We start from the raw sequence: 25,991 nt of genomic DNA on the forward strand, positions 1-25,991 counted from the left end.
CGGTGGCAGCATGTGTAGCCATGTCGACCGGCTCCGCTTCGCGCTCGACGCCCAAGGGTCGGCGTCGGCGGGAAGCCCTCATCTCCGCAGCAGCCGACCTGCTGCTCGCAGGGGGGTACGACGCCGTCCGGCACCGCAGCGTCGCCGCGAAAGCTCGGCTTCCGCTGGCGTCGACGACCTACTACTTCGACTCCCTCGACGACCTCGTGACCCACGCGTCCGAACTGAACGGCGCCCGGGAGCACGAGTTGATCCGTCAGCAGATGGACGGCTTCTCACCGACGGCACTGGACACTGCCGGGACCGTAAACTTGATGGTCGACCTGCTGATCGGACCCGTCGACAGCGACGCCGACCGCCACGATCTACTGGTCGCGCGGTACGAGCGAGTGCTGGCCGCGGCGCGTCATCCCCAACTGCAGGAACTGCACTGCCGGTTGCGTGCGGACCTCGAGGACATGCTCGTCGACGCACTGTCCTGCGCCGGGCGATCCACCGACCGGGACCACGTGCGACCGTTGTTGGCGCTGGTCGACGGCGTGGTGATGGCCGCGTTGGGTGAGGGCGGAGCCGATCCTCGGGCGCGTGCGCGGGAGGTGCTGCTCGACGCGGTGGACCGTCACGCACCCCTGACTGCCGGGCCGTAAACTGGCCGCTCGTGAGCCGTATCCCGAATGTCCTTGCCAACCGTTACGCCAGCCCCGACATGGCACAGCTGTGGTCGCCCGAACACAAGATCGTGCTCGAACGCCAGCTGTGGATCGCCGTGTTGCGCGCGCAGGCGGAGTTGGGTGTCGACGTTCCGGCCGAGGCCATCGCCGACTACGAGCGAGTTCTCCACCAGGTCGACCTCGGGTCCATCGCCGACCGCGAGCGCGTTACCCGACACGACGTCAAGGCGCGCATCGAGGAGTTCAACGCCCTCGCCGGCCACGAGCATGTCCACAAGGGTCTGACCAGCCGCGATCTGACGGAGAACGTCGAGCAGCTGCAGATCCTGCGGTCGTTGGAATACGTCTACGACCACGGTATCGCGGTGGCGGCGCGGCTGGCAGAGCGCGCGGCCGAGTACACCGAGATCGTCATGGCCGGCCGCAGCCACAACGTCGCGGCGCAGGCCACGACACTCGGCAAGCGGTTCGCATCGGCGGCCGACGAACTTCTGGTCGGTCTCACGCGTCTGCGTGAGCTGATCGCGCGGTACCCGTTGCGCGGGATCAAGGGCCCGATGGGCACGGCCCAGGACATGCTCGACCTCCTCGGGGGCGACGAGGAGAAGCTCGCCACGCTCGAGAACGCCGTGGCCCGGCATCTCGGTTTCGCCACCGTGTTCACCAGCGTCGGCCAGGTCTACCCGCGCTCGCTCGACCACGATGTCGTCTCGGCTCTGGTGCAGGTCGGCGCCGCGCAGTCCTCGTTCGCGCACACGGTGCGGTTGATGGCTGGCCACGAGCTGGTCACCGAGGGCTTCCAGCCCGGCCAGGTCGGATCCTCCGCGATGCCGCACAAGATGAACACCCGGTCCTGCGAACGCGTCAACGGCCTGCAGGTGATCCTGCGCGGATACGGGTCCATGGCCGCCGAGTTGGCGGGGGCGCAGTGGAACGAGGGTGACGTGTTCTGCTCGGTGGTACGCCGCGTCGCACTGCCGGACGCCTTCTTCGCCATCGACGGGATGATGGAGACCTTCCTGACCGTGCTCGCGGAATTCGGTGCGTACCCGGCCGTGATCGCCCGCGAACTCGACCGCTACCTTCCGTTCCTGGCGACGACCAAGGTGCTCATGGCCGCGGTCCGCGCGGGCGTCGGTCGGGAGACCGCCCACGAGGCGATCAAGGAGCACGCCGTCGCGGTGGCGCTGGCCATGCGGGAACAGGGCAAGGAGCCCGACCTCCTCGACCGACTCGCTGCGGACGAGCGGTTGCCGCTCGACCGCGCGGCGCTCGATGTGGCGCTGGCGGACCGGTCGGCGTTCATCGGGGCAGCGCACGCTCAGGTGGCCGCTGTCGTCGCCGCGGTGCAGGCACTAGTCGACACCCGGCCGGGCGCTGCCGCCTACAGTCCGGCACCAATTCTGTGATGTGAACCATGATCGCGGAAACGCCCCCCGGTAGAACTGGCAGCAGTTAGACCTTACGGTTTCAGGCGTGAGCAAAGTTATCGTGATCGGAACGGGTTACCTGGGTGCTACGCACGCAGCATGCATGGCCGAGATCGGCCACGAGGTGTTGGGTGTCGACGTCGACCCGAGCAAGCTTGCCAAGCTCGAAGCAGGAGAGGTTCCCTTCTGGGAGCCCGGCCTCGGCGAGGTGCTTCAGCGCAACATCGCCGCGGGTCGGCTCAGGTTCACGGCGTCGTACGAGGACGCAGCGGCGTTCGGTGACATCTTCTTCCTCGCCGTCGGCACGCCCCAGAAGAAGGGGGAGTACGCCGCGGACGTCACCTACGTGAACTCGGTCGTCCAGAGCTTGGCGCCGTTGATCACCGGCCCGGCCGTCATCTTCGGAAAGTCGACTGTTCCGGTGGGTACGGCCGAGCGACTGGGCGCCATGGCGCAGGAGTTGTCGCCTGCCGGTGATGGACTCGAGGTGGCGTGGAACCCGGAATTTCTCCGTGAGGGCCATGCAGTCGAGGACACGCTGCATCCCGACAGGCTCGTGCTCGGCGTCGACCGGAACCATCCGGGTCGCGCCGAAGCGGTAGCTCGCGAGGTCTACGCCCCGCTTCTCGCCGAGGGCATCCCGTTCATCGCGACCGACCTTGCCACCGCCGAACTGGTGAAGACATCGGCCAACGCGTTCCTCGCGACCAAGATCTCCTTCATCAATGCCATATCCGAAGTGTGCGACGCAGCCGGCGCCGATATCACCGTTCTTGCCGACGCAATCGGGCACGACGACCGGATCGGGCGGAAATTCCTGAACGCAGGGATTGGTTTCGGTGGGGGTTGCCTGCCGAAAGACATTCGAGCCTTCATGGCTCGCGCCGGTGAATTGGGCGCCGATCAGGCGCTCACATTCCTGCGCGAGGTGGACAACATCAACATGCGCCGACGCACCGGAATGGTGGACGTTGTCCGCGACACGGTCGGAACGCTCCTCGGCACCCAGGTGGCCGTACTCGGTGCCGCATTCAAGCCCGACTCCGACGACGTGCGGGACTCTCCTGCCTTGAATGTGGCTGGGCAGCTGCAACTTCAAGGTGCCGGTGTCACCGTGTACGACCCGAAGGCCAACGACAATTCGCGGGCCCTGTTCCCCACGCTCGGCTATGCGTCGTCGGCGCTCGAGGCGTGCGACAAGGCCGATGTGGTGCTGGTACTGACCGAGTGGCGGGAATTCCGTGATCTCGTTCCCGCGGATCTGGACGGCGTCGTGCGGGAACGGCGCATCATCGACGGACGTAACTGCCTCGATCTCCAGATGTGGCGATCGGCAGGATGGGTCTATCGCGGACTCGGTCGTCCCTGATCGAATTCGAGAATTCAGGGTCGGCCCGACCGATTGGTACACTTTTCCGGGTTTGTGAACGATTGACGAGCAAAGGAATTATGTGTCTGCTGAGCTCGGTGGTACCACAACGAGGAAACACCGCTCCACACGCCGGGGCGGACGCATACCGATGTGGGTCTGGGTCGTTCTTCTCGTCGTGCTGGGTCTGGTGGCCTGGTTCGTGTGGACCGCCTACTCCGCGTACCAGGGGCTGAGCTCGGCACGTGACGACGCCCTTGCAGCGCGGTCCTCCATCCTTGCCGGCGACGCCGAGGCCGGTCGCTCTCATGTCGACGATGCGACCGCGTCGTCCGCAGATGCGTTGGATGCCACCGAGTCGCCCATCTGGAAGGCCGTCGCGGCGATTCCTGGAGTGGGCTCGCCTCTGAAGGTCGTCGGTCCGTTGACCGGGTTGGTCCACGACCTGACGGTCGACGTCCTACGGCCCGCTGTCGACGTCGGGGCAGTGCTGAACCCGAGCGAGCTCCGTGCGGACGACGGCACCATCGACCTTGCCGCGCTCCGTCAGGCGGCGCCCACACTCGAGCAGGTGTCCGTATCCGCGGATGCGTTGAATGCTCGCGCAGAGGCCGTCGACACCGATACCTACGTCTCGCAGGTCACGGACGCGGGCGACTCGTTGAAGGTTCAGTTGGACGATCTGTCGAATCTGCTGACCAACACCAGCTTGGCAGCGAAAATCTTGCCGGACATGTTGGGGGAGTATTCGCCCAAGAGTTACTTCCTCGCATTCCAGACGAATGCAGAATCGCGCGGAACAGGCGGTCTGATGGGCGGATTCGCCATCATCGACGCCGATCGCGGCAAAGTCGGCCTGGACGAACTGGCGAAGAACAGCGAACTACGCCGAAATTACGATCCGATAGATCTGGGCTCCGACTTCGCCAAGAACTACGGCAATCAATACAACGCCACGGCGAACTGGCAGAACGCCAACGTCAGTCCGCACTTCCCGTACACGGGGGAGATCCTCCGCTCGATCTGGGAGCAGGAGTCCGGCCAGCGCGTCGACGGTGTGCTGGCGACGGATCCCGTGGCCCTCGGCTACATCCTGGGTGTCGTCGGGCCTGTGACACTCGCAGACGGTGAGCAGGTCACGGCGGACAACGTGGTGGATCTGACGCAGTCGGAGGCGTACTTCCGTTTCGCCGACGACAACACCGCGCGTAAGGACTACCTCCAGCAGATCGCTGCACGAGTGTTCTCGAAGGTCGAGGGCAAGATCAGCAACCCGACCAAGTTGCTCGACGCCATCGGCCGAGGGGTCAGCGAGGGACATACCGCGGTATGGTCCGCCGATCCCGCCATCCAGAGTGTGCTGTCGGGAACCAAGATCGCTCACGAGGTCCCCGACGATCCTGCGCCGTACGCCTCGATGGTGGTCAACAACGGCGCCGGCGGCAAGCTGGACTACTACTTGAAGCGGGACATCACCTACACCGCGTCGTCCTGCACGGGGGACACGCGTACGTCGCAGATCACTGCCACCGTCACCAATACCGCACCGGCGCAGGACTATCCGCGGTACATCGCCGGTCGGCAGAACGAGACCACGGCGTACGAAGGCCCACCTGGAACCAACCGCTCCGTCGTCGGCATCTTCACCACCACCGGGTCGACGCTGAAGAAGGCAACCGTCGACGGGCAGCAGGCGTTGCTCTTGACCGGTCAGGAACGCAACCACCCGCTCTTCTACACTCCACTGGTCGTCGAGCCGGGGCAGACCAAGACGATCGTCCTCGACCTGGTCGAGCCGACGGCGCCCGGCGCCGCGCGTGTGCCGATCCAGCCGCAGACGTTGGACGGAACAGCGACGGTCGACGTGCCGGACTGCTCCGCATCGTGAGGGTTCCTGTCCTCGCACGACGGTCGCGCCGCGGCACCCGAGCGGGGCCACTCGTGGCTCTGCATGCCTTGTCCGCGCCCGACGGGACCACCGGGTTCATCGATCTGATGATGGCCTCGAGCCGGGATGACATCGTCGTGTTGCCTTTCTCGTGGCGGACCGCGCTTTTCGGCCACTACGACGTACTGCACGTGCACTGGCCGGAATTCTTGATGCGGGGAAGTACCCCGACTCGAACGGCTCTCAAGCGAGTAGGTACGGCAGCACTGGCTTCCCGTATCGCGCTGACACGCACTCCTGTGTTCCGAACCGTGCACAACATCGCACCGCATGAAGGCGTCAGGACACTCGAGCGGTTCCTCGTCGCTATGTTGGCATCGTTGACACGTGCGAATATCGTTCTGAACTCGGCGACGCCCGTCGACGGCTCACTGCCGACCTTCGTCATTCCGCACAACCACTATCGCGACTTCCCGAACTTCTCGCCCGTGGGTGGTCAGGGCAACGGGGTTCTGCTCTACTTCGGCCTCATCAGGGACTACAAGGGCCTCGACGATCTCACGTCCGCGTTCGACGAATTGACCCGACGCGATGCTTCACTTCGGATAGTAGGTAAGCCGAAGAGCGTCGACGTGGTCGCTCGGGTGAGCGCCTTCGCCGAATCGAGGTCGAACGTGACGACGAAGTTCGGGTATCTCTCCGACGAAGACCTCGCAGCGGAAGTGCGACAGTCGTCCGTGGTGGTCCTGCCGTATCGGGCGATGCACAACTCTGGCGCCCTGCTGCTGGCGCTGAGCATGGCACGCACGGTCGTCGCGCCTCGCACGCCGAGCACCGAGCTGATACGCGACGAAGTCGGCGCGGAGTGGCTTCATCTCTACGAAGGGCCGAGCGTGACACCCGGGGACCTGTCCGACGCCCTCGACGCCTCTGCCGCACGTGCTGCGGGAGCTCGCCCTCGTTTCGTCGGGCGGGATCTGGCCGACGTGGGTGCCGGACATTCGGCCGCGTATCGACGCGTTCTGGGAGGTCACGACAGCGAGGATCGGACGATGCTTCACTATCTTGTCGGCGGCGTGCGGATCTCGCTCGGCAGCCCCTCCAACACGCCGGGGCCGAGAACTCACATTCTGAACTTCCTGCGCGCCGCGGGGGAACGGAACATCGGAACGCGGTTGTTCCTCGCGTCCGAATTCCCATTGCTCGGGCGCTTTTCCCGTGTCGAGCAGACCCAGTATCAGAACATCGGTACTGCGCGCACTGTGACGGTGGATGTCGTCAGATGCGTAATCATGGTCTGGTCCGGTCTGGTGACGTTTGCGCTCAGTTGTGGTCGGGAGTGTCCGGCCGTCCTCTATGAGAGGTTGTCCGTATTCCAATCTTTGACATCGTTCCACCGCTACAAACGCAGTGCCGTTCGAGTCGTCGAAGCCAACGGCATTCTCTCGCGGGAGACCTCACGTGATCGAAACATATCGAAGGCGGAGTGGCTGACCCGAGCTATCGAGCGTCACGTTCTACGGCGCGCTGATGTTGTTGTCGCTGTCAGCGATTCGCTCGCTTCGGAGCTGGTCGACTTCGCGCGACTCGATCGTTCCAGGATTCTCGTGGTGCCGAACGGGCTGGATTCGTCGCTCCTGACGGTGCCCCGGACCACGGCGACGCACTTCACCTTCGGCTTCGTCGGGTCCGTGGTGGCATGGCACGATCTGAACACGGTGGTGGCGTCGATCTGCAAACACTTGTGCGAGAAGAAGGTACTCGTCGACGGCCGACCGGTAGCCGTCGAGATCATCGGCGACGGCCCGGCGCTGGCCGATCTCCGCGAACTGGTCGAGACCGCCGGGTGGACCGAGTTCGTGTCGTTCGCCGGCCGACTCCCACAGGCAGATGCGATCAAGCGCATGGCGGGTTGGGATGTAGGAATCGCCGGGCACCGAGCGTCGTCGAGTTCTACCATGTATCACAGCCCGCTCAAGCTCTACGAGTACGCAGGACTCGGTCTCGAGATCGTGTGTACTCCCTCCGCCGATGCGCGCGCGTTGCAATCGTCCGGAGCCGCCGTCCATCTCTACCGAACCGAGCAGGACCTCGTCGCTATCCTCGAGCACCCGGAAGGCTTCGGGCGTTCCCCGCGCGACATTCAGGCATCCCGGCAGTCGGTGGCAGATGACCACACATGGGAGCGCCGGGTCGACGCGGTAGTCGATGCTGCAGAGGCGGTGCGCGCATGAAAAATGCACCTGCCGTCGTCGGGCTTCTCCTGGGAACCGCCTCTGCGGCCGTGGGCGTGCGTTCGATCGTCCCGGGAATTCCGTTGCGCCCGTGGCACATACTCGTCTTCGCGGCTCTCGTCCTGGCCTGGACGGCGCACAGTCGACGCACCACGCCCCGCATCCGCCCGCTCTTGTCGGACGTCGCTCTTCTCGCGTTCGTGGGGCTGTCCGTCGCTGTCGAGTTGTGGAACGTAGCGACATCCGACATCCAGGCGAGCATCACCAACGCGATCTATCCGCTCTACTTCCTCGTCGGATACGCAGCGGTGCGGCTCGTCGTACGCCACCGCACCGACGCGATGGCTCTGCTGGTGGCCTTCACCATTCCGGTCGTTCCGAGCGCGGTAGCCGCACTGGCTCAGCTCGCATCGAGGGATCTCGCACGACTGGTGCTGACCGTTGCGCCTGCGGGCGGATTGTCGGATCGGATCGACGACGGTCGCACCTTGCGTTCGACCGCCTTCATCGGCCACTGGACCGGTGCCGGAATGTATTTCTGCGCGATTCTCGCGGCCGTGGGTTGCGTTCTGCTCATGCGGCCGCGCCGCCGGAGTGCTCTGGTAATGGTGTGGACGGCCGCCGTAGCAGCGATCGCGGGTGCGCTGGCGTCAGCCACCATCTCGGTGATCGCAACCGCGGCCGCCCTGTGTCTCGTCACGGCCGTGGCCGGCGGGTGGCGCCCACTCGTTTTCCTGAGTACCTCGGGCATCGTGGCCGGCGCGCTATCGTTCGTTCTCACCAGGCCGGTCTTGCAGGCCCGAGTCGATCAGCAGACGACTCCGGCCCGGACGAGTAGCGGACCGCCCACAGGGCCCGTCGCCGATCCGGGAAGTTCGTGGATCCCTAGTACTCTCGCGTACCGCTACCGGGTCTGGACCGAGCAAACGTTACCCGCGATCGCGGACCGACCGGTCACAGGTTGGGGGGCTGACGTCTTCGGGTCGTCGGCGAGGCCTCCGGTTCTCGCCTGGGGCTCGGCGGAGTCGCAGTGGCTGGGTGTCGCGTTGTCATTCGGGGTCCCGGCCATGGTGGTGTTCGTCCTCGTCATCGCAGCGATCGCGTCGGTCCTGTACCGCTCGGCGTCGCGTATGTCTGCACCGGTAATGACCCTGTTCGCGTGCAGTGTCGCGTCTGCCTTCATCGTTCCGGTCTTCACCAATCGGGGGTTGCCGGTGCCCTTCTGGATCCTGCTGGGCGTGGTCGTCGCGCTGTCACCGGTGCGGCATGCACAGCGTGAACGGAGCGTGCGGACGAACGAGTACACGGGTACATGACAGAACCCACGAATATTTCGGAAACATCGTTGGGACGTACGGCGGCTCGCGGTGCCGCGTTGTCGTTCGGTGGACAGGTATCGAAGATCGTGGTCCAGCTTCTCGGTCTGATCGTGTTGTCCCGGTTGCTCGGACCCGAGCAATACGGGCTCATCGCCATGGTCACCGCCATCATCGGAGTGGGCGAGCTGCTTCGAGACTTCGGCCTCTCCTCGGCAGCTCTGCAAGCGAAGGTGCTCACCCATCGGCAGCAGTCCAACCTGTTCTGGATCAACACCGGGATCGGTCTTGCCCTGGGAGCGGTGGTTGCTGCCTGTTCCGGCGTGATTTCGGCGTTCTACGACCGGCCTGAACTGCGGGTGATAGCGCTCAGTTTGTCGGTGACTTTCCTGATGAGCGGATTCTCGACACAGTTTCGCGTCCGTCTGAACAGGAACCTGAGATTCGGTTCGCTCGCGTTGATCGACGTCGCCGCACAACTGATGGGCATCGGTGTCGCGGTTGTGGGCGCGCTGGCGGGCTGGGAGTATCACGCGCTGATCGCCCAGGTCATAGTGCAGTCGGCAACCGTGGCTGTTGCTGGACCGGTGGTGTCTCGGTGGTGGCCCGGTCTCCCGCGGCGTGGCCACGACATGGGGCACCTGCTCCGTTTCGGCGGGAACGTGGTGGCCACGCAACTGGTCGCATACGTCAGTCGTAATGTCGACTCGGTCTTGATCGGAGCCCGATTCGGTTCGGTCAGCCTCGGGCTGTACGACCGGGCATTCCAGATCTTCACGTCCCCTCTGAACCAGATCCAGGCTCCGGCGACGAGTGTCGCGCTCCCGATTCTTCGACGCTTGGACGAGGACGACGACCGGTATTCGGCGTTCCTTCTCCGTGGCCAGGCCATCCTGATGCACGTTCTTCTCGCTGCATTCGCTCTCGCATGGGCCAATGCGACGTGGTTGATGAACACGGTCTTCGGTGCGCAGTGGGTGCCGGCCGTTCCGTACCTTCAGGTTTTGCTGATCGCGGGCGCGGCGCAGGTCGCGTCCTACGCGACGTATTGGGTGTTTCTTTCCAAGGGGCTGCCGGGATCGAATCTCCGGTTCACTCTCGTCAGTCGAGCATTCACCGTTGCGTTCATCGTGGCGGGATCGCTGGTGTCACCTATCGCGGTGGCGTGGGGTTTCGCACTCGGTTCGATTGTCAGTTGGCCTTTGGGACTGTGGTGGATATCGCGTGTGACATCGGCGCCGACCGGTGCCATGTTCTGGTCCGGATTCCGTGCCGTCGTGACCTATTCGATCTGTGCGGCCACCGCGTACCTCATGCCCCTCGAGGACCTGATCGATGCCGGAGCCCTTGTGGCTGTCTGTCGGGCCGGCGTCTTCGCCGTCTGTCTCGCCGTCGTGTGCGGGTTGTCTGCGCGGGTGCGATCCGACATCCGTTCGGTGATCTCCACCGTCCATCTCGTGCGTGCGAAGCGCGCCGGGACGGTCGGATAATCAGGCGGCCAGAGCGATTCGCCGAGCTGATCTGTCCAAGGTGACGCGATCGGGGGCCGACAGGTCGAGCTCGAAAGCCAACCCTCGTCTGGTCATCTCGTCTGCGATCTGACGCTGGTGATCGTCGACATGTTCCGAGGCTTCTCGCTCGCGCACGACTATCGACGGGGTGATGCCCATGTCGAGCAACTGCATGATGCTCCCGACTCCGGCATGCGTGACCGTGATGTCGGATGTGGCGGCGTAGTGATGGAATGCTGCCGGTGAGATCTCGTTGTGGACTGTGCCCGGTAGGTCGTGCCGCGTCGTGCAACCGAGTTGCCAGACCACGTCGTCGTCCGGTCGCGTCACGCCCAGCACTGCGTCGATCGCTCTGTCGAAGCGATACGGCTTGATCGTCCCCAGTGTCACAAAGATCTTCCGCGGAGTCACCACGTCGTGACGAGGATGCGATGTCCAGGTGTCGAGCACCGATCCGATCCATTCCCAATTTTTTCCAGCCCATGACCGGTGCTGTGTGTATGTATTGATGCGAGGCACGCGATGCAGAAGTCGGCCGGTCACGGAGGGCCCGGCCACTCGGGAGACCGATTCGATGTAATGCGTAGAGATTCCGCGTGCTGCCGCGACCGGCAATACCCCGAGGGCCAGAGCGGCCCCCGTGCTGATGCACATGTCGAAGTGCTCACGAGCGAGGAGGGATTTGGTGAGCGCGGCCGCACGCCCGACACCCCGCCAGTCGCGCGGGGCAACATAGGGGAAGTACGTCTTCTCGAATCGTGTTGCAGCACCCTGCGTCTGAGGTGTATCGAAGGTTACCCAGCGGGAATCGGCGTGTGCGGCCGACGCATCCGCGAAGCGAGACAATTGTGCGAAGTGGCCTCCGGAAGACGCAACCCACAGAACCTTTGATCCCGGCGGAACTACCGTCGACAGTATGTCGTCTTTCATCGAACATCCTTCGTACTGCGGACGTGAGTCCGTCGAGTGATCGAATTCCCGCGCCCCGACGGCACATTTCAACGATGCCTTTGCTCACAGTAAAGGGATGGCACTACGGAGGACAACCGCGACGGATCGCCGATCGAGTAACGGCTGCGGCTCGAACCGTGCAATGGATTGTTTTGGTCAGGAGAATTAAACGGACTGATTGGTTCGTGTTCGTTTTACCCTAGTTACGCCTCGCTCGACGTCGTCGATCGGCATCCGTGCCACAATCGGGCCGCGCGAACAAATTACAATTTTGTTACTGCCTCAGTGGGCGCTGTCGAGCCCGTGCAGATTGTCGAGCGCAGACCGCCGAACGCGGGGCAGCCGGGCGCGCAGGTCATTCGAGACCGACTCGCGGTCGGCGAGTATTGCGTCGAGAGCAGCTGTTATGCGTTCTGCCGCACCGGGTCCGGCGTCGAGGCAGAGTTCGTCGCGATCGAACAGTCGCGCTAAGCCCTCCACCTTTCCTTGCGAGGCGAGTATCAGCGCTGGGACTCCGCTGAAGAGCGCATTTATTGCCAGGTGCATTCGTCCGGTAACGACCACGGTCGCTCCCTCCGCGATGCCACGGATCTCGGCGGGTGACACGACGTCGCCCTCCCATAGAGCGACGGAGTCCGAGTGGGCGGGGTCGACGGCACGTAGGACGGCTCTGCACGCCTCACGGTCGCCCGTGAGTGGGCGGATCACATGAGGCAGTAGAAGGACCGGGAGTCCGCGCTCGACCAGATGAACCACAACCCGCGCGAGATCATCGGCCCGGACGTGCGACGCGAGAAGGCCGCTGGCGTTGACCACTGCGTAAGCGCCGGCGAACGGGACCAGGGAGGAACGTGCAATGGGTGACACGGATGTCGCGGCGAAGACTATGTCGGCAGTCTCCACCACGCCGCTCACCCCGTCGACGCGAGCGCGTTCGGCCGACAGCGGATCGCGAAGGCACAGTCGGACGCCCGCGTCCCCTGCAGTGCGCAGCGAACGTAGAGCCGACCGCGTTGGATGACTGCTCCAGCTGAATCCGATCACTCGTGTGTCGAACCCGGCCCTTCGAGCGCACGTGGCTATGTCCGAACGGCGCACAGAGGTTCTGGGGTTGTACGCCCCGTCCATGATGTCAGCGCCGATCACGGAAACTGTCCGCGCGTCCCCGAGCAGCGCGGTGAATCGCCGAACTGCCTTGGCGTGTAGCCGTCCACGCCCGTTGAGGAGTCCGTCGATGGGAACGATGCTGACGCGATTCGCCAGATCGGCGGGCACGGACAGATCGTCGGCGTACCGAGTGACCAGGACGACTGGGTGGACGGAATTCTCGCAGAATGCTTCGACCATGCTTTGATCTCCCACGTTGCCCTGGCCGGGCGGCGCAACGAGCACATGGTTGCGTCGGGAGCTCGACGCCGAGCTGACCCCGTCGCGACCGAAATTCCGGCGGGTGATTCGACTGTCGATCCCGGTGGTGACATCCAGAGTGCGAAGCATTCGTCGGGCGCGTGCAAGCCCAGCGAGAGGCAGTTGTCTCAGCTCCATCGTCTGCATAGATCAAGTCTGGCCGATACCGCTGACCGCCCGCGCACCGCCTTCTGGGACAACTCACCTACAAGGATCGATCCGACGAGACCATTGCGCTCCGCCCCAGCCATGGTTAGGCTCGCCTTACAGATCGATTCCGCAGGGATCGGAGTCCAGGCGAGGGGGTTGCGATGTCCACGGCGTTCGAGATCGACGCGGACTCCATCGTCGAGCCGGGCTTCTACGCCGCGACGGTCCAGTCGGTGAGCAGGTTGTCACCGAACCTCGTGCGCGTGGTGTTCGGCGGGTCTTCTCTGCGCTACTACGCCGGCCTGGACGCACCGGACGAATGCGTGACCATCCACTTCCCCTCCTCGGTCGAGGCGACACTGCCTCCGATGACCCTGGTCGGCGGGACCTGGGGCTACCACGACGTGGCGACGCGTCCCGAGTGCCGCAACTACACGGTGCGTACCCGCGACGACTCCACTGTGACCGTGGACTTCGTGTTGCACGAGACCGGCGTGGCCTCGTCCTGGGCACGGTCGGTGCAGCCGGGTCACAGCGTGGTGCTCTCGCGTCCGCGGAGCTGGTATTGCTGCCCCGAGAACACCGACTGGCAGGTGCTCGTCGCCGACCAGACAGGGCTGCCCGCCGTCGCGCGTGCGCTCGAGACCCGTCGGCCGGGGCTGCGTACTCACGTGATCCTCGAAGTTCTGGACGGAGCCGACGTCCAGGAACTCGCCGTCGACAGCGACGTCACGGTCGAGTGGCGGATCGGTACCGGCAACGGGCTGACCCCCAGCGTTCTGCCCGACGCGGTGGCGTCCTTCGATCGTCCCGACGGCGTCGGATACCTGTGGTTCGCGGGCGAGGCACGTTCGTCCCGCTTGGTGCGCTCTCACGTTCGCAAACAGTGGGGCTTCACCACTCGTCAGTGTTCGGTCATCGGTTACTGGCGGGAGAAGGCCGAGGAATGGTTGGCCTCCTACCGCCGCTACGAGGCGATGGCTCTAGCCGGGTACCGCCGAGCGCTCCGCGAGGGCAAGACCGAGGCGCAGGCTCAGGAAGAATTCGAAGCACTGCTCGAGCGCGTCGGACTCTGACCGGACATCGGCGGCATCGCGAACGCGGCCACCAGCATCAGGACGGCGCCCGCGACGACGGTGTAGAAGACCAGGTGGATCGCGTCGGCAAGATCGGCCGGTGACGGATCTGCACCCACGTTGGCATTCACGATGGCGCCGCACACCGCGATTCCGACAGCGCTCCCGATCGACCGCGCGAACGTGTTGGTCGAGGTGACGACGCCCCTGTCGGACCAGTCGACGCTCGACTGCGCCGCGATCAGCGCGGGGCTGGCCACCAGGCCCATCCCGGCTCCGATCACCAATGCGCCGAGGCAGATCTGCCAGATGGGCGACGTCTCGGTCCAGCCCAGTGTCAGGAACGCTCCCACAACGACGATGCACGCACCGATCACGGCGGTGCGACGGAAACCGATCCGCAGGTAGAGCCGGCCGGACTGCGACGACATCAACGGCCAGGACAACAGCAGCGGCGCCAGCGTGAAACCACCGGCCAACGCTCCGAAGCCCAGGACGCCCTGGACGAACGTCGGAACGTACGTGGTCAGGGTCAGGACGATGGAACCGATCACCGCACCGACCGCGCTGGTGGCGACCAGGACGCGGCGCGTCAGGACCCACAGGGGCAGGATCGGTGTCTCGACGCGGCGTTCCACCAGGACGAATACCCCGAGGCAGGCGGCACCGAGGGCGAACACCGCCACGGACGTCGGGGAGTTCCACGCCCACGACTGGCCGCCCTCGAGCAACCCCAGGATCACGGCGCCGGCGCCGACCGTCAGTAGAGCCGCACCCGTGTAGTCGATGCCTCCTCGTGTGCGCGCCTCCGCGGGCTTCTCGTCGAACTTGCGCATCAACATCACGGCCGCGACGGCGCACAGCGGGATGTTGACGAAGAAGATCCACCGCCACGACAGGTACTCGGAGAACAGTCCGCCGAGCGTCGGGCCGACGATGGACGACATCGCCCACACGCTGGCGAGATAGCCCTGGGCCTTGGCGCGCTCGCGGACCGTGTAGATGTCGCCGGCGATCGTCTGGACCATCGGCTGGATCGCGCCGGCCCCGATTCCCTGGATCGCGCGGGCGACGATCAGCGAGGGCATGCTCCAGGCCAGACCGCACAGCACCGATCCGACGGCGAAGACCGCGATCCCGAACAACACGAGCCGCTTGCGGCCGAACAGGTCGGCCAGCTTGCCGTAGATCGGAACGGTGACCGCCTGCGCGAGCAGATACACCGAGAACAGCCACGGGAACTGCGAGAAGCCGCCCAGGTCGTCGACGATGGTCAGAACCGACGTCGCGATGATCGTCGAGTCCAGCGCGACCAGCGAGTTGCACAGCATGAGGGCAGCGAGGATCGGCCCGCGTTCGGACCGGAATCCGACCTGCACCCTGTCCGTCGTCGTCACCGCCACACTCCTTCGTTCGCCTCGCTACCGAGGCTCCCTTCGCAGACTGCCAGATACCGCCACCACGGCGGATCCCGGCACGACTACGCTCGATCGACGTGCGCCCTTCTCTTTCCCAGTACCCACACCTGGCCGCCGGTAAGGTCCGCGATCTGTACCGGATCGACGACGAGTACCTCCTGCTGGTGGCCAGCGACCGGATCTCCGCCTACGACCACGTGTTGTCGACGCCGATTCCCGACAAGGGGCGGGTGTTGACCGCCATGAGCGTGTTCTTCTTCGCGCAGCTCGGCGTTCGAGATCATCTCGCGGGCGATGCCGACGACCCCCGCATTCCGCAGGAAGTCCTGGGCCGGGCACTCGTCGTCCGAGCCCTGACGATGGCGCCCGTCGAGTGCGTGGCTCGTGGGTATCTGACGGGATCGGGATTGATCGACTACCGCGCCACCGGATCCGTGTGCGGAGTCGCGTTGCCCGACGGTCTGACCGAGGCGAGCAAGCTTCCCGAGCCTATCTTCACGCCGGCCAGCAAGGCCGAGATCGGCGACCACGACGAGAACATCGACTTCGACGCGGTCGTGCGGACGGTCGGAGCCGGCACCGCGGAGAAGCTGCGCAGCGCGACACTCGAGATCTACGCGCGCGCCGCCGAATTCGCGGCCGGTCGAGGAATCATCCTCGCCGACACGAAGTTCGAGTTCGGTCTCGACTCCGACGGCGAACTCGTGCTCGCCGACGAGGTCCTCACTCCGGACTCCTCCCGGTACTGGCCGCTCGACGGCTACACGGAGGGCCGGGTCCAGCCCAGCTTCGACAAGCAGTTCGTCCGCGACTGGCTCACGGGGGAGTCGGGGTGGGACCGGCACGGTGACGACGCTCCGCCGCCACTGCCGCCGAGCATCGTGGACCGTACTCGTGCCCGCTACATCGATGCGTACGAACGCATCTCGGGACTTTCCTTCGACGATTGGGTGACCCCGTGACCGACTCGATTTCCCTGAACGGCTCGACCTCCCCCAACGGGCCCATGGCACCGATCGCGAAGACGGTGCCCACGACGCGCACGCATCACGGCGATGTGGTCGTCGACGAGTACGAGTGGCTGCGCGAGAAGTCCGATCCCGAGGTCGTCGCGTACCTCGAAGCCGAGAACGCCTACACCGAGGCGCAGACCGCCCACCTGAAGCCGTTGCGCGAGAAGATCTTCGACGAGATCAAGTCGCGGACGCAAGAAACCGATCTCTCGGTACCGACGCGTCGCGGGCAGTGGTGGTATTACGGTCGCACGCTCGAGGGCAAGAGTTACGGCATGCAGTGCCGGTGCCCGGTCGCCTCGCCCGACGACTGGACGCCTCCGTCGCTCGACGCCGGCGTCGACGTGCCGGGCGAGGAAGTCGTGCTCGACGCGAACATCCTCGCCGAGGGTCACGAGTTCTTCTCCATCGGTGCGTTCTCGCTGAGCGAGGACGGGCATCTGCTCGCCTACTCCGTCGACACCGAGGGGGACGAGCGGTACACGCTGCGCATCAAGGATCTCCGCACCGGTGACCTGTTCCCGGACGAGATCGCACAGACGGCACCCGGCGCCACCTGGTCCGCCGATCAGCAGTACCTCTTCTATCAGACGGTCGACGAGTCGTGGCGCCCCGACAAGGTGTGGCGGCACCGGATCGGCACCCCGACGACCGAGGACGTGGTGATCTTCCACGAGCCCGACGAGTCGTACTGGGTCAGCTTCGGTGAAACGCGCAGCGAGAAGTACCTGATGATCTGGGTGGGGTCGAAGGTCACCACGGAGGGCTGGTACCTCGATGCTCACGACCCCACCGGTGAGTTCACGGTGATCCTGCCGCGTCGTGACGGTGTCGAGTACAGCGCCGAGCACGCGGTGGTCGGCGGACAGGACCGCTTCCTGATCCTGCACAACGACGTCGTCGACGGGGTGAAGGCCGAGAACTTCGTTCTCGCCGATGCGCCTGTCGAGGACCCGTCCGCGATGACGATCCTGATCGAGCACCGCGACGATGTCCGACTCGAGGACGTGGACGCGTTCGGGCGACACCTCGTGCTCTCATACCGTCGGGACGCCGTGCCGCGCATGGCGTTGTGGCACCTCGACGACGACGGGTTCGGTGAGCGCCACGAACTCGAATTCGACGAGGAACTGTTCTCCGTGGGTCTCGGGTCGAATCCGGAGTGGGACGCACCGCTGCTGCGCTTCGGGTACACGTCCTTCATCACGCCGTCGCGGGTGTACGACTACGACCTCGCGACGGGCGAGCGGATCCTGCGCAAGTCGCAGCCGGTCCTCGGAGACTTCGATCCGGCCCGATACACGCAGTCGCGGGAATGGGCGACGGCCGAGGACGGCACCGAGGTGCCGCTGTCGGTGATCAAGCGTGTCGACGTCGAGGGACCGGCACCCACCCTGCTGTACGGCTACGGATCCTACGAAGCCAGTATGGATCCCGGCTTCTCGGTGTCGAGGCTGTCCCTGCTCGACCGCGGCATCGTCTTCGTCATCGCCCACGTGCGCGGCGGCGGTGAGATGGGCCGTCTGTGGTACGAGGACGGCAAGATGCTGAACAAGAAGAACACGTTCACCGACTTCGTCGCGTGTGCACGCCATCTCGTCGACACCGGCGTCACCACAGCCGATCGGATGGTGGCCGACGGTGGCAGCGCGGGCGGTCTGCTGATGGGTGCCGTCGCCAATCTGGCGCCCGAACTCTTTGCCGGGATCCTCGCCAACGTGCCGTTCGTGGATCCGCTGACGTCCATTCTCGATCCGTCGCTGCCGCTCACCGTCATCGAGTGGGACGAGTGGGGAAACCCGTTGGAGAACAGGGACGTCTACGACTACATGAAGTCGTACAGCCCCTACGAGAACGTGGAGGAGAAGGCCTACCCGGCGATCCTGGCGATCACGTCGATCAACGACACCCGTGTCCTCTACGTCGAGCCGGCGAAGTGGATCGCGGCGCTGCGCGTGAAGAACACCGGGTCCGAGCCCATCCTGTTGAAGACGGAGATGAGTGCGGGTCACGGAGGCGTGAGCGGCCGGTACGAAAAATGGAAAGAAATCGCCTTCGAGTACGCCTGGGTTGTGGAACGTACAGGAGCCATTGCGCCCGCGGAGGTCGGTGCGGCAGGGTAAGCCGCCGGGGTTTCGCGCCGCGTCCGGCGTGCCGATCCCGAGGAGAACCGCCGTGAGCAGTCGTAGTGATGTCGAGTTCTCGTCCGACGGGACCACGTGCGCCGCATGGTTGTACCGGCCCGAGAACGCATCACCGAACCAACCGATCATCGTTCTCGGTCACGGTCTGGGCGGAGTCCGCGAGATGCGACTCGACGCGTTCGCGGAGCGTTTCACCGAGGCGGGCTACGCATGCCTGGTCTTCGACTACCGGCACTTCGGAGGAAGCGGCGGCGAGCCGCGCCAGCTGCTCGACATCGGCCGGCAGCTGGACGACTGGGCGGCCGCGATCGCGTATGCCCGTTCCCTCGATCGGATCGATCCCGCGCGGATCATCCTGTGGGGCTCGTCGTTCGGAGGCGGGCACGTCCTCGAGGCGGCGGCGCGCGACGGCGGGATCGCCGCGGTCGTCTCGCAGTGCCCGTTCACGGACGGTCTGGCATCCGCGAGGGCGACACCTCTGGTCACCACTCTCAAGATCACCCCGCTCGCCCTGCGCGACGTCCTGGGCTCGCTCCGCGGCAAGCCACCGGTGATGGTGGCGTTGGCCGCGGAGCACCGCGGAACCGCTCTGATGGCCAGTCCCGATGCGCTGAGCGGCTACCTCGCGCTACAGCCGGACGGGTCCACCTTCTCCAACGAGGTCGCGGCGCGGTTCGTGCTCGCCATCACCCGCTACTTCCCGGGGCGTGCGGCGAAGCGCATCACCGCGCCGGTGCTGTTCTGCGTGTGCGATCCCGACACGGTGGCGCCCACGAAAGCGACTCTGCGACATGCGGCGAAGGCGCCGCGGGGGCAGATCGAGGTGTACCCGTACGGGCACTTCGACATCTACGTCGGGGAGGGGTTCGAGCGGGTCGTGGCCGACCAGGTGGCGTTCCTGACGCGCACGGTTCCCGTCTCGACCGGCTAGCGCCAGCGATACCGCACCTGGGGCCGGCCGGCCTTGCCGTACTCGGTGTGTCGGTCCACCAGACCGTCGTCGGCGAGGCGCTCGAGGTATCGCCACGCCGTCACGCGGGACACACCGACGGCCTTGGCGGCCTCGGAGGCCCCCAGCCCGTCGGGCTGCGCTCGCACGCTGTTCGAGATCTCGGTGAGAGTTTGGGGAGCAATGCCTTTGGGGGAGGCCGCGCGTTCGTCGGCAGTGCGGAGCGACGCCATCGCACGGTCGATGTCGCGCTGACTGACCGCGGATTCACCGTCCCGCAGAGCGGTGCGGAACTCGTTGTACCGCTCGAGCTTGTCGCGGAACGCCGCGAAGGTGAACGGCTTGAGCAGGTACAGCACCACGCCGTGCGCGACCGCGCTCCGGACGATCGCGAGATCGCGTTCGGAGGTGATGGCGATGACGTCGGGACCGGGCCGGAGCCCGCCGAGAGCGGCCGCGACGTCGATCCCGTTGGCGTCCGGCAGCCCGATGTCGAGGAGGACCAGGTCGAACGGGGAGCCGTCGGCGATGGCTTTGGCCGCCGCACGCATCGCGGCGGCGGCCGTGTGTGCGACCCCGGCCGCGACGAAACCGGGGACTCTGCCCACGTAGCTCGCGTGCGCTTCGGCGATGAGTGGCTCGTCCTCGACGATCAGAACGCGGATCATGTTCTCACTCATGCGGTGTCGACGCCTCGCGGACCGCAAGGAGCGGGATGGTGGCGGTGACCACCGAACCGTACGTCCGCTCCGACGTCAGGGTTCCGTGGTGGCGATGGATGACCTGGGAGACCAGCGCGAGCCCGAGCCCGCGGGATCCGGACTTCGTGGAGTAGCCACGCGTGCGGGCCTTGGCCAGCGCCTCGGCGTCCATTCCGGGTCCGCTGTCCGCCACCTGGATCACGAGGTCCGTCTCGCTCTCGCGCACGGTCACCTCCACCCACGGGTCGTCCGATTGTTTTGCAGCATCGATGGCATTGTCCATCAGATTTCCGGCGAGAGTGACCAATTCGCGTCGGTCGAACGCCGCGGTGTCGGTCAGCGCAGTGTCCTCCGTGACGGTCAGTTCGACGCCCTGCTCGGCTGCCTGGCTCACCTTGCCCAGCAGCAGAGCCGCGACCGCCGGCTCCTGCACCGTGCTCATGAGCCGGTCGATGAGGTTCTGCGACAAGGCGAGTTCCTGCGTCGCGAACTCGACGGCCTGCTCGGTGCGGCCCAGCTCGACCATCGTGATGACGGTGTGCAGACGGTTCGCCGACTCGTGCGCCTGCGAGCGGAGCGATTCCGCGAACGACGTCATCGAGTCGAGTTCGCCGAGCACCCGTTGGAGCTCGGTGTGATCACGCATCACCGTGACCGTGCCGAGGCGGCGTGACCCGCGGAGCACGGGATCCTGCGCCACCACCAGCACCCGGGTCGACGTGAGGTGCATCTCGTCGCGCACCGTGTCCTCGCCGAGGCGACGCAACGACTCCGGAAGCATGTCTCGGGTCACGGCCCCGTCGGGGAGGTCGAGCAACCGCCGCGCCTCGTCGTTGACGAGCTCCGCTTCGGGGCCGTCGCCCCACACCACCAGGCCCTCGCCGATGGAGTGCAGAACGGCATCGTGGTGGTCGTACATGCTCCGCAGCTCGTCGGGGGCCAATCCGAGCGTCTGGCTGTTCAGGCGCCGATTGAGGAGGTAGCTGGCCGCGATCGCCACGGCCAGCGCGGCCGCGATGATGCCGCCGACCGCAGGAAGCCCGGCGACGAACTGGTCCGAGATCTTCGCTCGCGTGACGCCGGCCGAGACCAGCCCCACGACACGGTCACCGTCGAGGACCGGAGTCACCGCCCGGATCGACGGCCCCAGTGAGCCCCGATAGGTCTCGGTGAACGTGGCGCCCGCGAGCGCCTCGTCGATGTTGCCGGTGAATTTCCCGCCGATCAGTTCCGTGGTCGTGTGGGTGAAGCGGGTGCGGTCGGGCGCCATGACGACGATGAAATCCATGCCCGTCGATCGGCGCACGCGTTCGGTGACCGGCTGCAGCATCGCCGTCGGATCGGCGGACTCGAGCGCGTCGACGGTCGAGGGTGCGGTGGCGACGGAGACGGCGATGTCGACGACCTCGCGGCGGATCCCGTCGTCGCTGTCGCGGCGCGCGTCGACCAGGGCCGCGGCGCCGCCGAGCGTCACCAGCAGCACCACCACGGCGAGCTGTCCGAGAAACAGCTGCCGAGCGACGCTGCGGCCGCGACGGGTGTTCGTGCTGGTCAACGATGCCTCCGGGATCGACTGTTCTGCCCGCGTGATGTGCGTGACTGCACTACACATGAACGAAACGAACTAATACGTGACTCGAGTCACGATCATGGACCACCATTCCAGTCAGACAAGCGTGATCCACCTCACGCCACGATCGTAAGGACAACCATGACCGCCAGCATCGACGCTGAACCGTACGACTCCACACCGCCGCCCAAGAAGAAGCGCGACAAGACCCACTGGCTCTACATCGCCGTGATCATCGCCGTCGTCGGCGGCGTGATCGTCGGCCTCGTGGCTCCGGATCTCGGATCCAGCCTCGGCGTTCTCGGGACGATGTTCGTCTCGCTGATCAAGATGATGATCAGCCCGGTCATCTTCTGCACCATCGTGCTGGGCATCGGATCGGTCAAGGCAGCCGCCAGCGTCGGCAAGGTCGGTGGCCTGGCCCTCGGCTACTTCATCGCGATGTCGACCTTCGCTCTCGCCATCGGCATGGTCGTCGGCAACCTCATCCAGCCGGGATCGGGACTGAACATCCCGGCCGATTCCGATGCCGGTGCCAAGTACGCCGACCAGGCCCACGCGGGCGGCGGAACATTGGAGTTCTTCCAGGGCATCATCCCGACGTCGCTGCTGTCCTCGCTGACCGCGGGCAGCGTCCTGCAGACCCTGTTCGTCGCACTGCTCGTCGGCTTCGCCGTGCAGGCCATGGGCAAGACGGGCGAACCGATCCTCCGCGGCATCGGCCTGATCCAGAAGCTGGTCTTCCGCATCCTCGCCGGCATCCTGTGGCTCGCCCCGATCGGTGCCTTCGGCGCCATCGCCAAGGTCGTCGGTGACACCGGCTTCGACGCCGTCATCCAGCTCGCCACCCTGATGCTGGCCTTCTACCTGACCTGCACCATCTTCGTCTTCGGCGTCCTCGGCACGATCCTGCGCTTCGTCTCCGGCGTCTCGATCTTCAAGCTGGTCAAGTACCTGGCCCGCGAGTACCTGCTCATCGTCGCCACCTCGTCCTCCGAGTCGGCTCTGCCCCGCCTCATCGCCAAGATGGAGCACGTGGGAGTCGAGCGCACCACGGTCGGCGTCGTCGTCCCCACCGGTTACTCGTTCAACCTCGACGGCACTGCGATCTACCTGACGATGGCCTCGATCTTCATCGCCGACGCCATGGGCAACCCGCTCGGAATCGGCGAGCAGGTCTCGCTCCTGCTGTTCATGATCGTCGCCTCCAAGGGTGCGGCCGGCGTTTCCGGTGCAGGCCTGGCCACCCTGGCCGGCGGACTGCAGAGCCACCGCCCCGAACTGCTCGACGGCATCGGCCTCATCGTCGGCATCGACCGGTTCATGTCCGAAGCCCGCGCGGTGACCAACTTCTCCGGTAACGCCGTCGCCACGATGCTGGTCGGCACCTGGACCAAGACCATCGACAACGAGCGGGTCAAGGAAGTCCTCTCCGGCAAGATCCCCTTCGACGAGACCACCATGGTCGACGACGGACACGGAGAGGCCCGCGACCCCGAGGCCAAGCCCGACATGGTCAAGACGCAGGCCTGACACAGGCCTCCTGCTGAGGCACTCACGTCCACGGTTCCCGCCGACATACTGTCGGCGGGAACTGTCGTCGGTGTAGTGCTCACTGGTTACCGGCCGGTACTGTGAGCCCATGACAGATCTGCAGAACGTCGGCATCAACACTCTCGGCGGCGCTCCGACCTCCCTGGAGGAGTACCGGGGTCGCGCTGTGCTGGTGGTCAACGTGGCCTCGAAATGTGGCCTGACCCCCCAGTACACCGCCCTCGAGAAGCTGGCGAAGGAGTACTCCGAGCGGGGACTCTCGGTCGTCGGCGTTCCGTGCAACCAGTTCGGTGGCCAGGAACCCGGATCGGCCGAGGAGATCGAGACCTTCTGCTCGACCACCTACGGCGTCACCTTTCCCCTGATGGAGAAGGTCGACGTCAACGGGTCCGATCGGCACCCGCTGTACGAGATCCTGACGCAGGCACCCGACGCCGACGGCACTGCCGGTGACATCCAGTGGAACTTCGAGAAGTTCCTCGTCTCGCCCGACGGCGAGGTCGTGGGCCGGTTCCGTCCCCGCACCGAGCCCGATGCTCCCGAGGTGTTGGCCGCCATCGACAAGGTGCTCCCGGTCTCCACGCTCTGAGTCGAGTCTTCAGCTCGCGTTCACGTGATCGACGAACCGTCGTACACCTCGGTGTGCGACGGTTCTTTCATGAGTGCACGCCTGATCGTGTCCGTATCGGGAATCCGCGACGAAACCCGTGACGCCGCAGCAGCGTTCGCGGAAGAGATGGACCGACGCGACGTCGACCTGTCACTGCTGGTCGCACCGCGGCTCAAGGACAAGTACCGCCTGACCCGCGACGCCCCGACGCAAGACTGGCTCAGAGAACGACGCGATCACGGCGACGCCGTGGTGCTGCACGGGTACGACCAGGCCGCGACCAAGCGGCGTCGCGCCGAATTCGCCACCCTTCCCGCGCACGAAGCGCAGTTGAGGTTGCGCGCCGCGGACCGCGTCATGGAAGAGATCGGCATGCGCACCCGGGTGTTCGCGCCGCCCCGGTGGGTGGCATCACCCGGCGCGATCTCGGCTCTTCCGACCGTCGGGTTCCGAGTCTGTGCCGGTCTCGGCGGGATCCAGGACCTCGAACGAGGAACCGTCGTGCGGGGGCGCGTCCACGGTATCGGCGAGGGCTTCGGAACCGGAACCGGTGGATACGTGTGGGAGCCCGGATCGAGCGAGCCGTGGTGGTGCCGAGCGCTCGTCATGGGTGCCGGACGCACGGCGCGCCGCGGAGGCGTCGTGAGGCTGTCCGTCAGCGCCAAGCAGCTGGGGAGACCCGGCCCACGGTCGGCGATGCTCGACGCGGTCGACCTCGCACGCTTCCACGGCGCGACGTCGGCCAAGTACGAATGGGTTCCGCGCTCACGATCCGCCGTGGCCTGACACTCGGGCGTCGTAGAGGTCGTACGGATCGACGACCGGCATCCCTAGAGCGCCGGCCAGGGAGTCCGCGGTCCACACCGTCCCCTCCACGTCCGTGTCGACGGCGCCGTCCGAGGTGAGGTTGGAACGGAAGATCCCTGCCGCCGACGCGGGGAGGAAGTCCTCGTACACGATCGGCTCCAGCGAGCCGTTCTCGTCGACGTAGTACGCGAGCCCACGATCGTGCATCTCACGGTCGGTGCGCGGGAAGTGTCGAGCCCATTCCGTTGCGGCCTGGTCGTCGCCGAGCCCGTCGACCGCGATCATGGCCGTGTCGTAAACCTCGCGGCCGCGCCGGGTCAGGGCGACGCCGCGGGCCTCGACCTCGCCGAAACGCACCCGTAGTCGGTCCGAGTAGGTGGATCCCGTCTCGTCGCGGAAGTAACGCGGCTCGGCCAGTGCTCGGAACGATGTCTGTCGAAGGAGGATCGGCGGCCCGTCCCACCGAGGCGGCCCCTGGATGCGGTCGATCATCTCGATGCCTCGATCGCTCATCCTGCGGTACAACTCGTCGATGTCGAGCACCCGTGGTGTCAGGTGATTGATGTGGGTGGACGACACACCGCCGATGTCGGCTGCCACCGACGACACCGCCTCGAGCTCGTCGTACCAGGCGCGATCGACCGGATCCGTTCCCAGTTCGAACACGGAGACGGCGCCCTGCACCAGAACGGACGCGTCGGGTTCCGGTAGGCCGCCGTCCGCGGCGGCGCGGGCGGCAAGAGTCAGCAGGTCGGGTGGGAACAGCGTCCGTGCGGCAAGCGACCGGGACAGCCGCGACTGCAGGTCGGGGGAGAAGAAGCGCCTGTCGTCGACGACGAGCATCGAGCAGAACACCCGGAACGGGTTGCGTGCGAGCTCTTTCGAATCGACGGGTCGGAATGCGGTGGACACGACCGGAATGGGAGTGGCCGCGTCCCGAAGATCGTAGAAGCCCACCGGATGCATGCCGAACCCACCGAACAACACTGCAACGGAGCGCATCTCGTCGACAGTGCCGACTCGGATGGCGCCGTGTCGCTCCGCCGTGACGCGGTCGATGGTGCCGAGGCGCTCGGCCGCGGCACCATCGCGTGCGACTACGTCACCGTTGACCGCCGACGCGACATCGACCAACGTCCGATACGCGGGAACCTCCCGCCCGTACATGTCGGAGAGGGCGGCAGCGAAACGAGCGCGGAGTGTCGAAGCCGGGATCATGGCT

20 protein-coding genes are annotated in these 25,991 nt (G+C 65.8%); 14 read left to right on the plus strand and 6 right to left on the minus strand.

Annotated elements, in window-relative coordinates:
• Positions 1–20 precede the first annotated feature (20 nt).
• The 7 genes from RU01_RS10690 (at position 21) to RU01_RS10720 (ending at position 10,398) form a co-directional block, all read left to right on the plus strand.
• A complete protein-coding gene (locus RU01_RS10690; protein ID WP_042574488.1) occupies positions 21–647 on the plus strand; it encodes a TetR/AcrR family transcriptional regulator in 627 nt (208 codons plus the stop codon).
• A gap of 11 nt (positions 648–658) precedes the next feature.
• Positions 659–2,080, plus strand: coding sequence for an adenylosuccinate lyase (gene purB, locus RU01_RS10695; RefSeq protein ID WP_042574489.1), 1,422 nt, complete (start codon positions 659–661; stop codon positions 2,078–2,080).
• 67 nt (positions 2,081–2,147) lie between these two features.
• Complete coding sequence (locus RU01_RS10700) at positions 2,148–3,470, plus strand: UDP-glucose dehydrogenase family protein (protein WP_082043025.1); 1,323 nt, start codon at positions 2,148–2,150, stop codon at positions 3,468–3,470.
• A gap of 151 nt (positions 3,471–3,621) precedes the next feature.
• The gene (locus tag RU01_RS10705) at positions 3,622–5,358 is read left to right on the plus strand and encodes a DUF4012 domain-containing protein (protein ID WP_052493226.1); all 1,737 of its coding nucleotides are present in this window, start codon (positions 3,622–3,624) and stop codon (positions 5,356–5,358) included.
• A gap of 380 nt (positions 5,359–5,738) precedes the next feature.
• Complete coding sequence (locus tag RU01_RS22115) at positions 5,739–7,592, plus strand: glycosyltransferase (protein ID WP_197074735.1); 1,854 nt, start codon at positions 5,739–5,741, stop codon at positions 7,590–7,592.
• Complete coding sequence (locus RU01_RS10715) at positions 7,589–8,908, plus strand: O-antigen ligase family protein (protein ID WP_042574492.1); 1,320 nt, start codon at positions 7,589–7,591, stop codon at positions 8,906–8,908. Before RU01_RS22115 ends, RU01_RS10715 begins: the two co-directional genes overlap by 4 nt.
• Positions 8,905–10,398, plus strand: coding sequence for a lipopolysaccharide biosynthesis protein (locus RU01_RS10720; protein ID WP_042574493.1), 1,494 nt, complete (start codon positions 8,905–8,907; stop codon positions 10,396–10,398). Before RU01_RS10715 ends, RU01_RS10720 begins: the two co-directional genes overlap by 4 nt.
• Here the strand turns inward: RU01_RS10720 and RU01_RS22470 are convergent, their stop codons facing one another.
• Both RU01_RS22470 and RU01_RS10730 read right to left on the minus strand, forming a co-directional pair.
• The gene (locus RU01_RS22470; protein ID WP_042574494.1) at positions 10,399–11,349 is read right to left on the minus strand and encodes a glycosyltransferase; all 951 of its coding nucleotides are present in this window, start codon (positions 11,347–11,349) and stop codon (positions 10,399–10,401) included.
• Between the two features lie 303 nt (positions 11,350–11,652).
• Positions 11,653–12,717 (minus strand): polysaccharide pyruvyl transferase family protein, encoded by a 1,065-nt coding sequence (locus tag RU01_RS10730; protein WP_197074736.1) that lies wholly within the window; start codon positions 12,715–12,717, stop codon positions 11,653–11,655.
• A gap of 371 nt (positions 12,718–13,088) precedes the next feature.
• Between RU01_RS10730 and RU01_RS10735 the strand changes: the two genes are divergently transcribed.
• Positions 13,089–14,003: a siderophore-interacting protein gene (locus tag RU01_RS10735; RefSeq protein ID WP_042574496.1), complete on the plus strand. Its 915-nt coding sequence runs from the start codon at positions 13,089–13,091 to the stop codon at positions 14,001–14,003.
• Here RU01_RS10735 and RU01_RS10740 read toward each other — a convergent pair.
• A complete protein-coding gene (locus RU01_RS10740; protein WP_042574565.1) occupies positions 13,961–15,400 on the minus strand; it encodes an MDR family MFS transporter in 1,440 nt (479 codons plus the stop codon). The genes RU01_RS10735 and RU01_RS10740 overlap by 43 nt on opposite strands.
• Before the next feature lie 98 nt (positions 15,401–15,498).
• Between RU01_RS10740 and RU01_RS10745 the strand changes: the two genes are divergently transcribed.
• From RU01_RS10745 to RU01_RS10755, 3 genes are read left to right on the plus strand one after another with little or no spacing between them, the layout of a single operon-like run.
• Positions 15,499–16,383 carry a phosphoribosylaminoimidazolesuccinocarboxamide synthase gene (locus RU01_RS10745; protein ID WP_042574497.1) on the plus strand — a complete coding sequence of 295 codons (885 nt, stop codon included), beginning with the start codon at positions 15,499–15,501 and terminating at the stop codon, positions 16,381–16,383.
• Between the two features lie 44 nt (positions 16,384–16,427).
• Complete coding sequence (locus RU01_RS10750; RefSeq protein ID WP_042574566.1) at positions 16,428–18,557, plus strand: S9 family peptidase; 2,130 nt, start codon at positions 16,428–16,430, stop codon at positions 18,555–18,557.
• A 52-nt stretch (positions 18,558–18,609) separates the two neighbouring features.
• Entirely contained in the window at positions 18,610–19,509 is a 900-nt protein-coding gene (locus RU01_RS10755; RefSeq protein WP_231568672.1) for an alpha/beta hydrolase, read from the plus strand.
• Here the strand turns inward: RU01_RS10755 and RU01_RS10760 are convergent.
• Together RU01_RS10760 and RU01_RS10765 are read right to left on the minus strand one after the other, a co-directional pair.
• Positions 19,506–20,195, minus strand: a complete 690-nt coding sequence (locus RU01_RS10760; RefSeq protein ID WP_042574568.1) for a response regulator — start codon at positions 20,193–20,195, stop codon at positions 19,506–19,508. The two genes, RU01_RS10755 and RU01_RS10760, sit on opposite strands and share 4 nt — an antisense overlap.
• Positions 20,196–20,199: 4 nt before the next feature.
• Positions 20,200–21,783, minus strand: coding sequence for a sensor histidine kinase (locus RU01_RS10765; RefSeq protein WP_042574569.1), 1,584 nt, complete (start codon positions 21,781–21,783; stop codon positions 20,200–20,202).
• A gap of 156 nt (positions 21,784–21,939) precedes the next feature.
• On the opposite strand from RU01_RS10765, the gene RU01_RS10770 reads away from it, so the two are divergent.
• From RU01_RS10770 to RU01_RS10780, 3 genes are all read left to right on the plus strand, one after another.
• Complete coding sequence (locus RU01_RS10770) at positions 21,940–23,331, plus strand: cation:dicarboxylate symporter family transporter (RefSeq protein ID WP_042574498.1); 1,392 nt, start codon at positions 21,940–21,942, stop codon at positions 23,329–23,331.
• A 109-nt stretch (positions 23,332–23,440) separates the two neighbouring features.
• Positions 23,441–23,941, plus strand: coding sequence for a glutathione peroxidase (locus tag RU01_RS10775; RefSeq protein ID WP_042574499.1), 501 nt, complete (start codon positions 23,441–23,443; stop codon positions 23,939–23,941).
• Between the two features lie 69 nt (positions 23,942–24,010).
• Entirely contained in the window at positions 24,011–24,748 is a 738-nt protein-coding gene (locus tag RU01_RS10780) for a DUF2334 domain-containing protein (RefSeq protein WP_042574570.1), read from the plus strand.
• Here the strand turns inward: RU01_RS10780 and hglS are convergent.
• Positions 24,728–25,987 carry a 2-oxoadipate dioxygenase/decarboxylase gene (gene hglS, locus RU01_RS10785; protein WP_042574500.1) on the minus strand — a complete coding sequence of 420 codons (1,260 nt, stop codon included), beginning with the start codon at positions 25,985–25,987 and terminating at the stop codon, positions 24,728–24,730. The two genes, RU01_RS10780 and hglS, sit on opposite strands and share 21 nt — an antisense overlap.
• Positions 25,988–25,991 lie beyond the last annotated feature (4 nt).

It is taken from the genome of Rhodococcus sp. MEB064 (assembly GCF_000834565.1).
Lineage (GTDB): Bacteria > Actinomycetota > Actinomycetes > Mycobacteriales > Mycobacteriaceae > Rhodococcoides.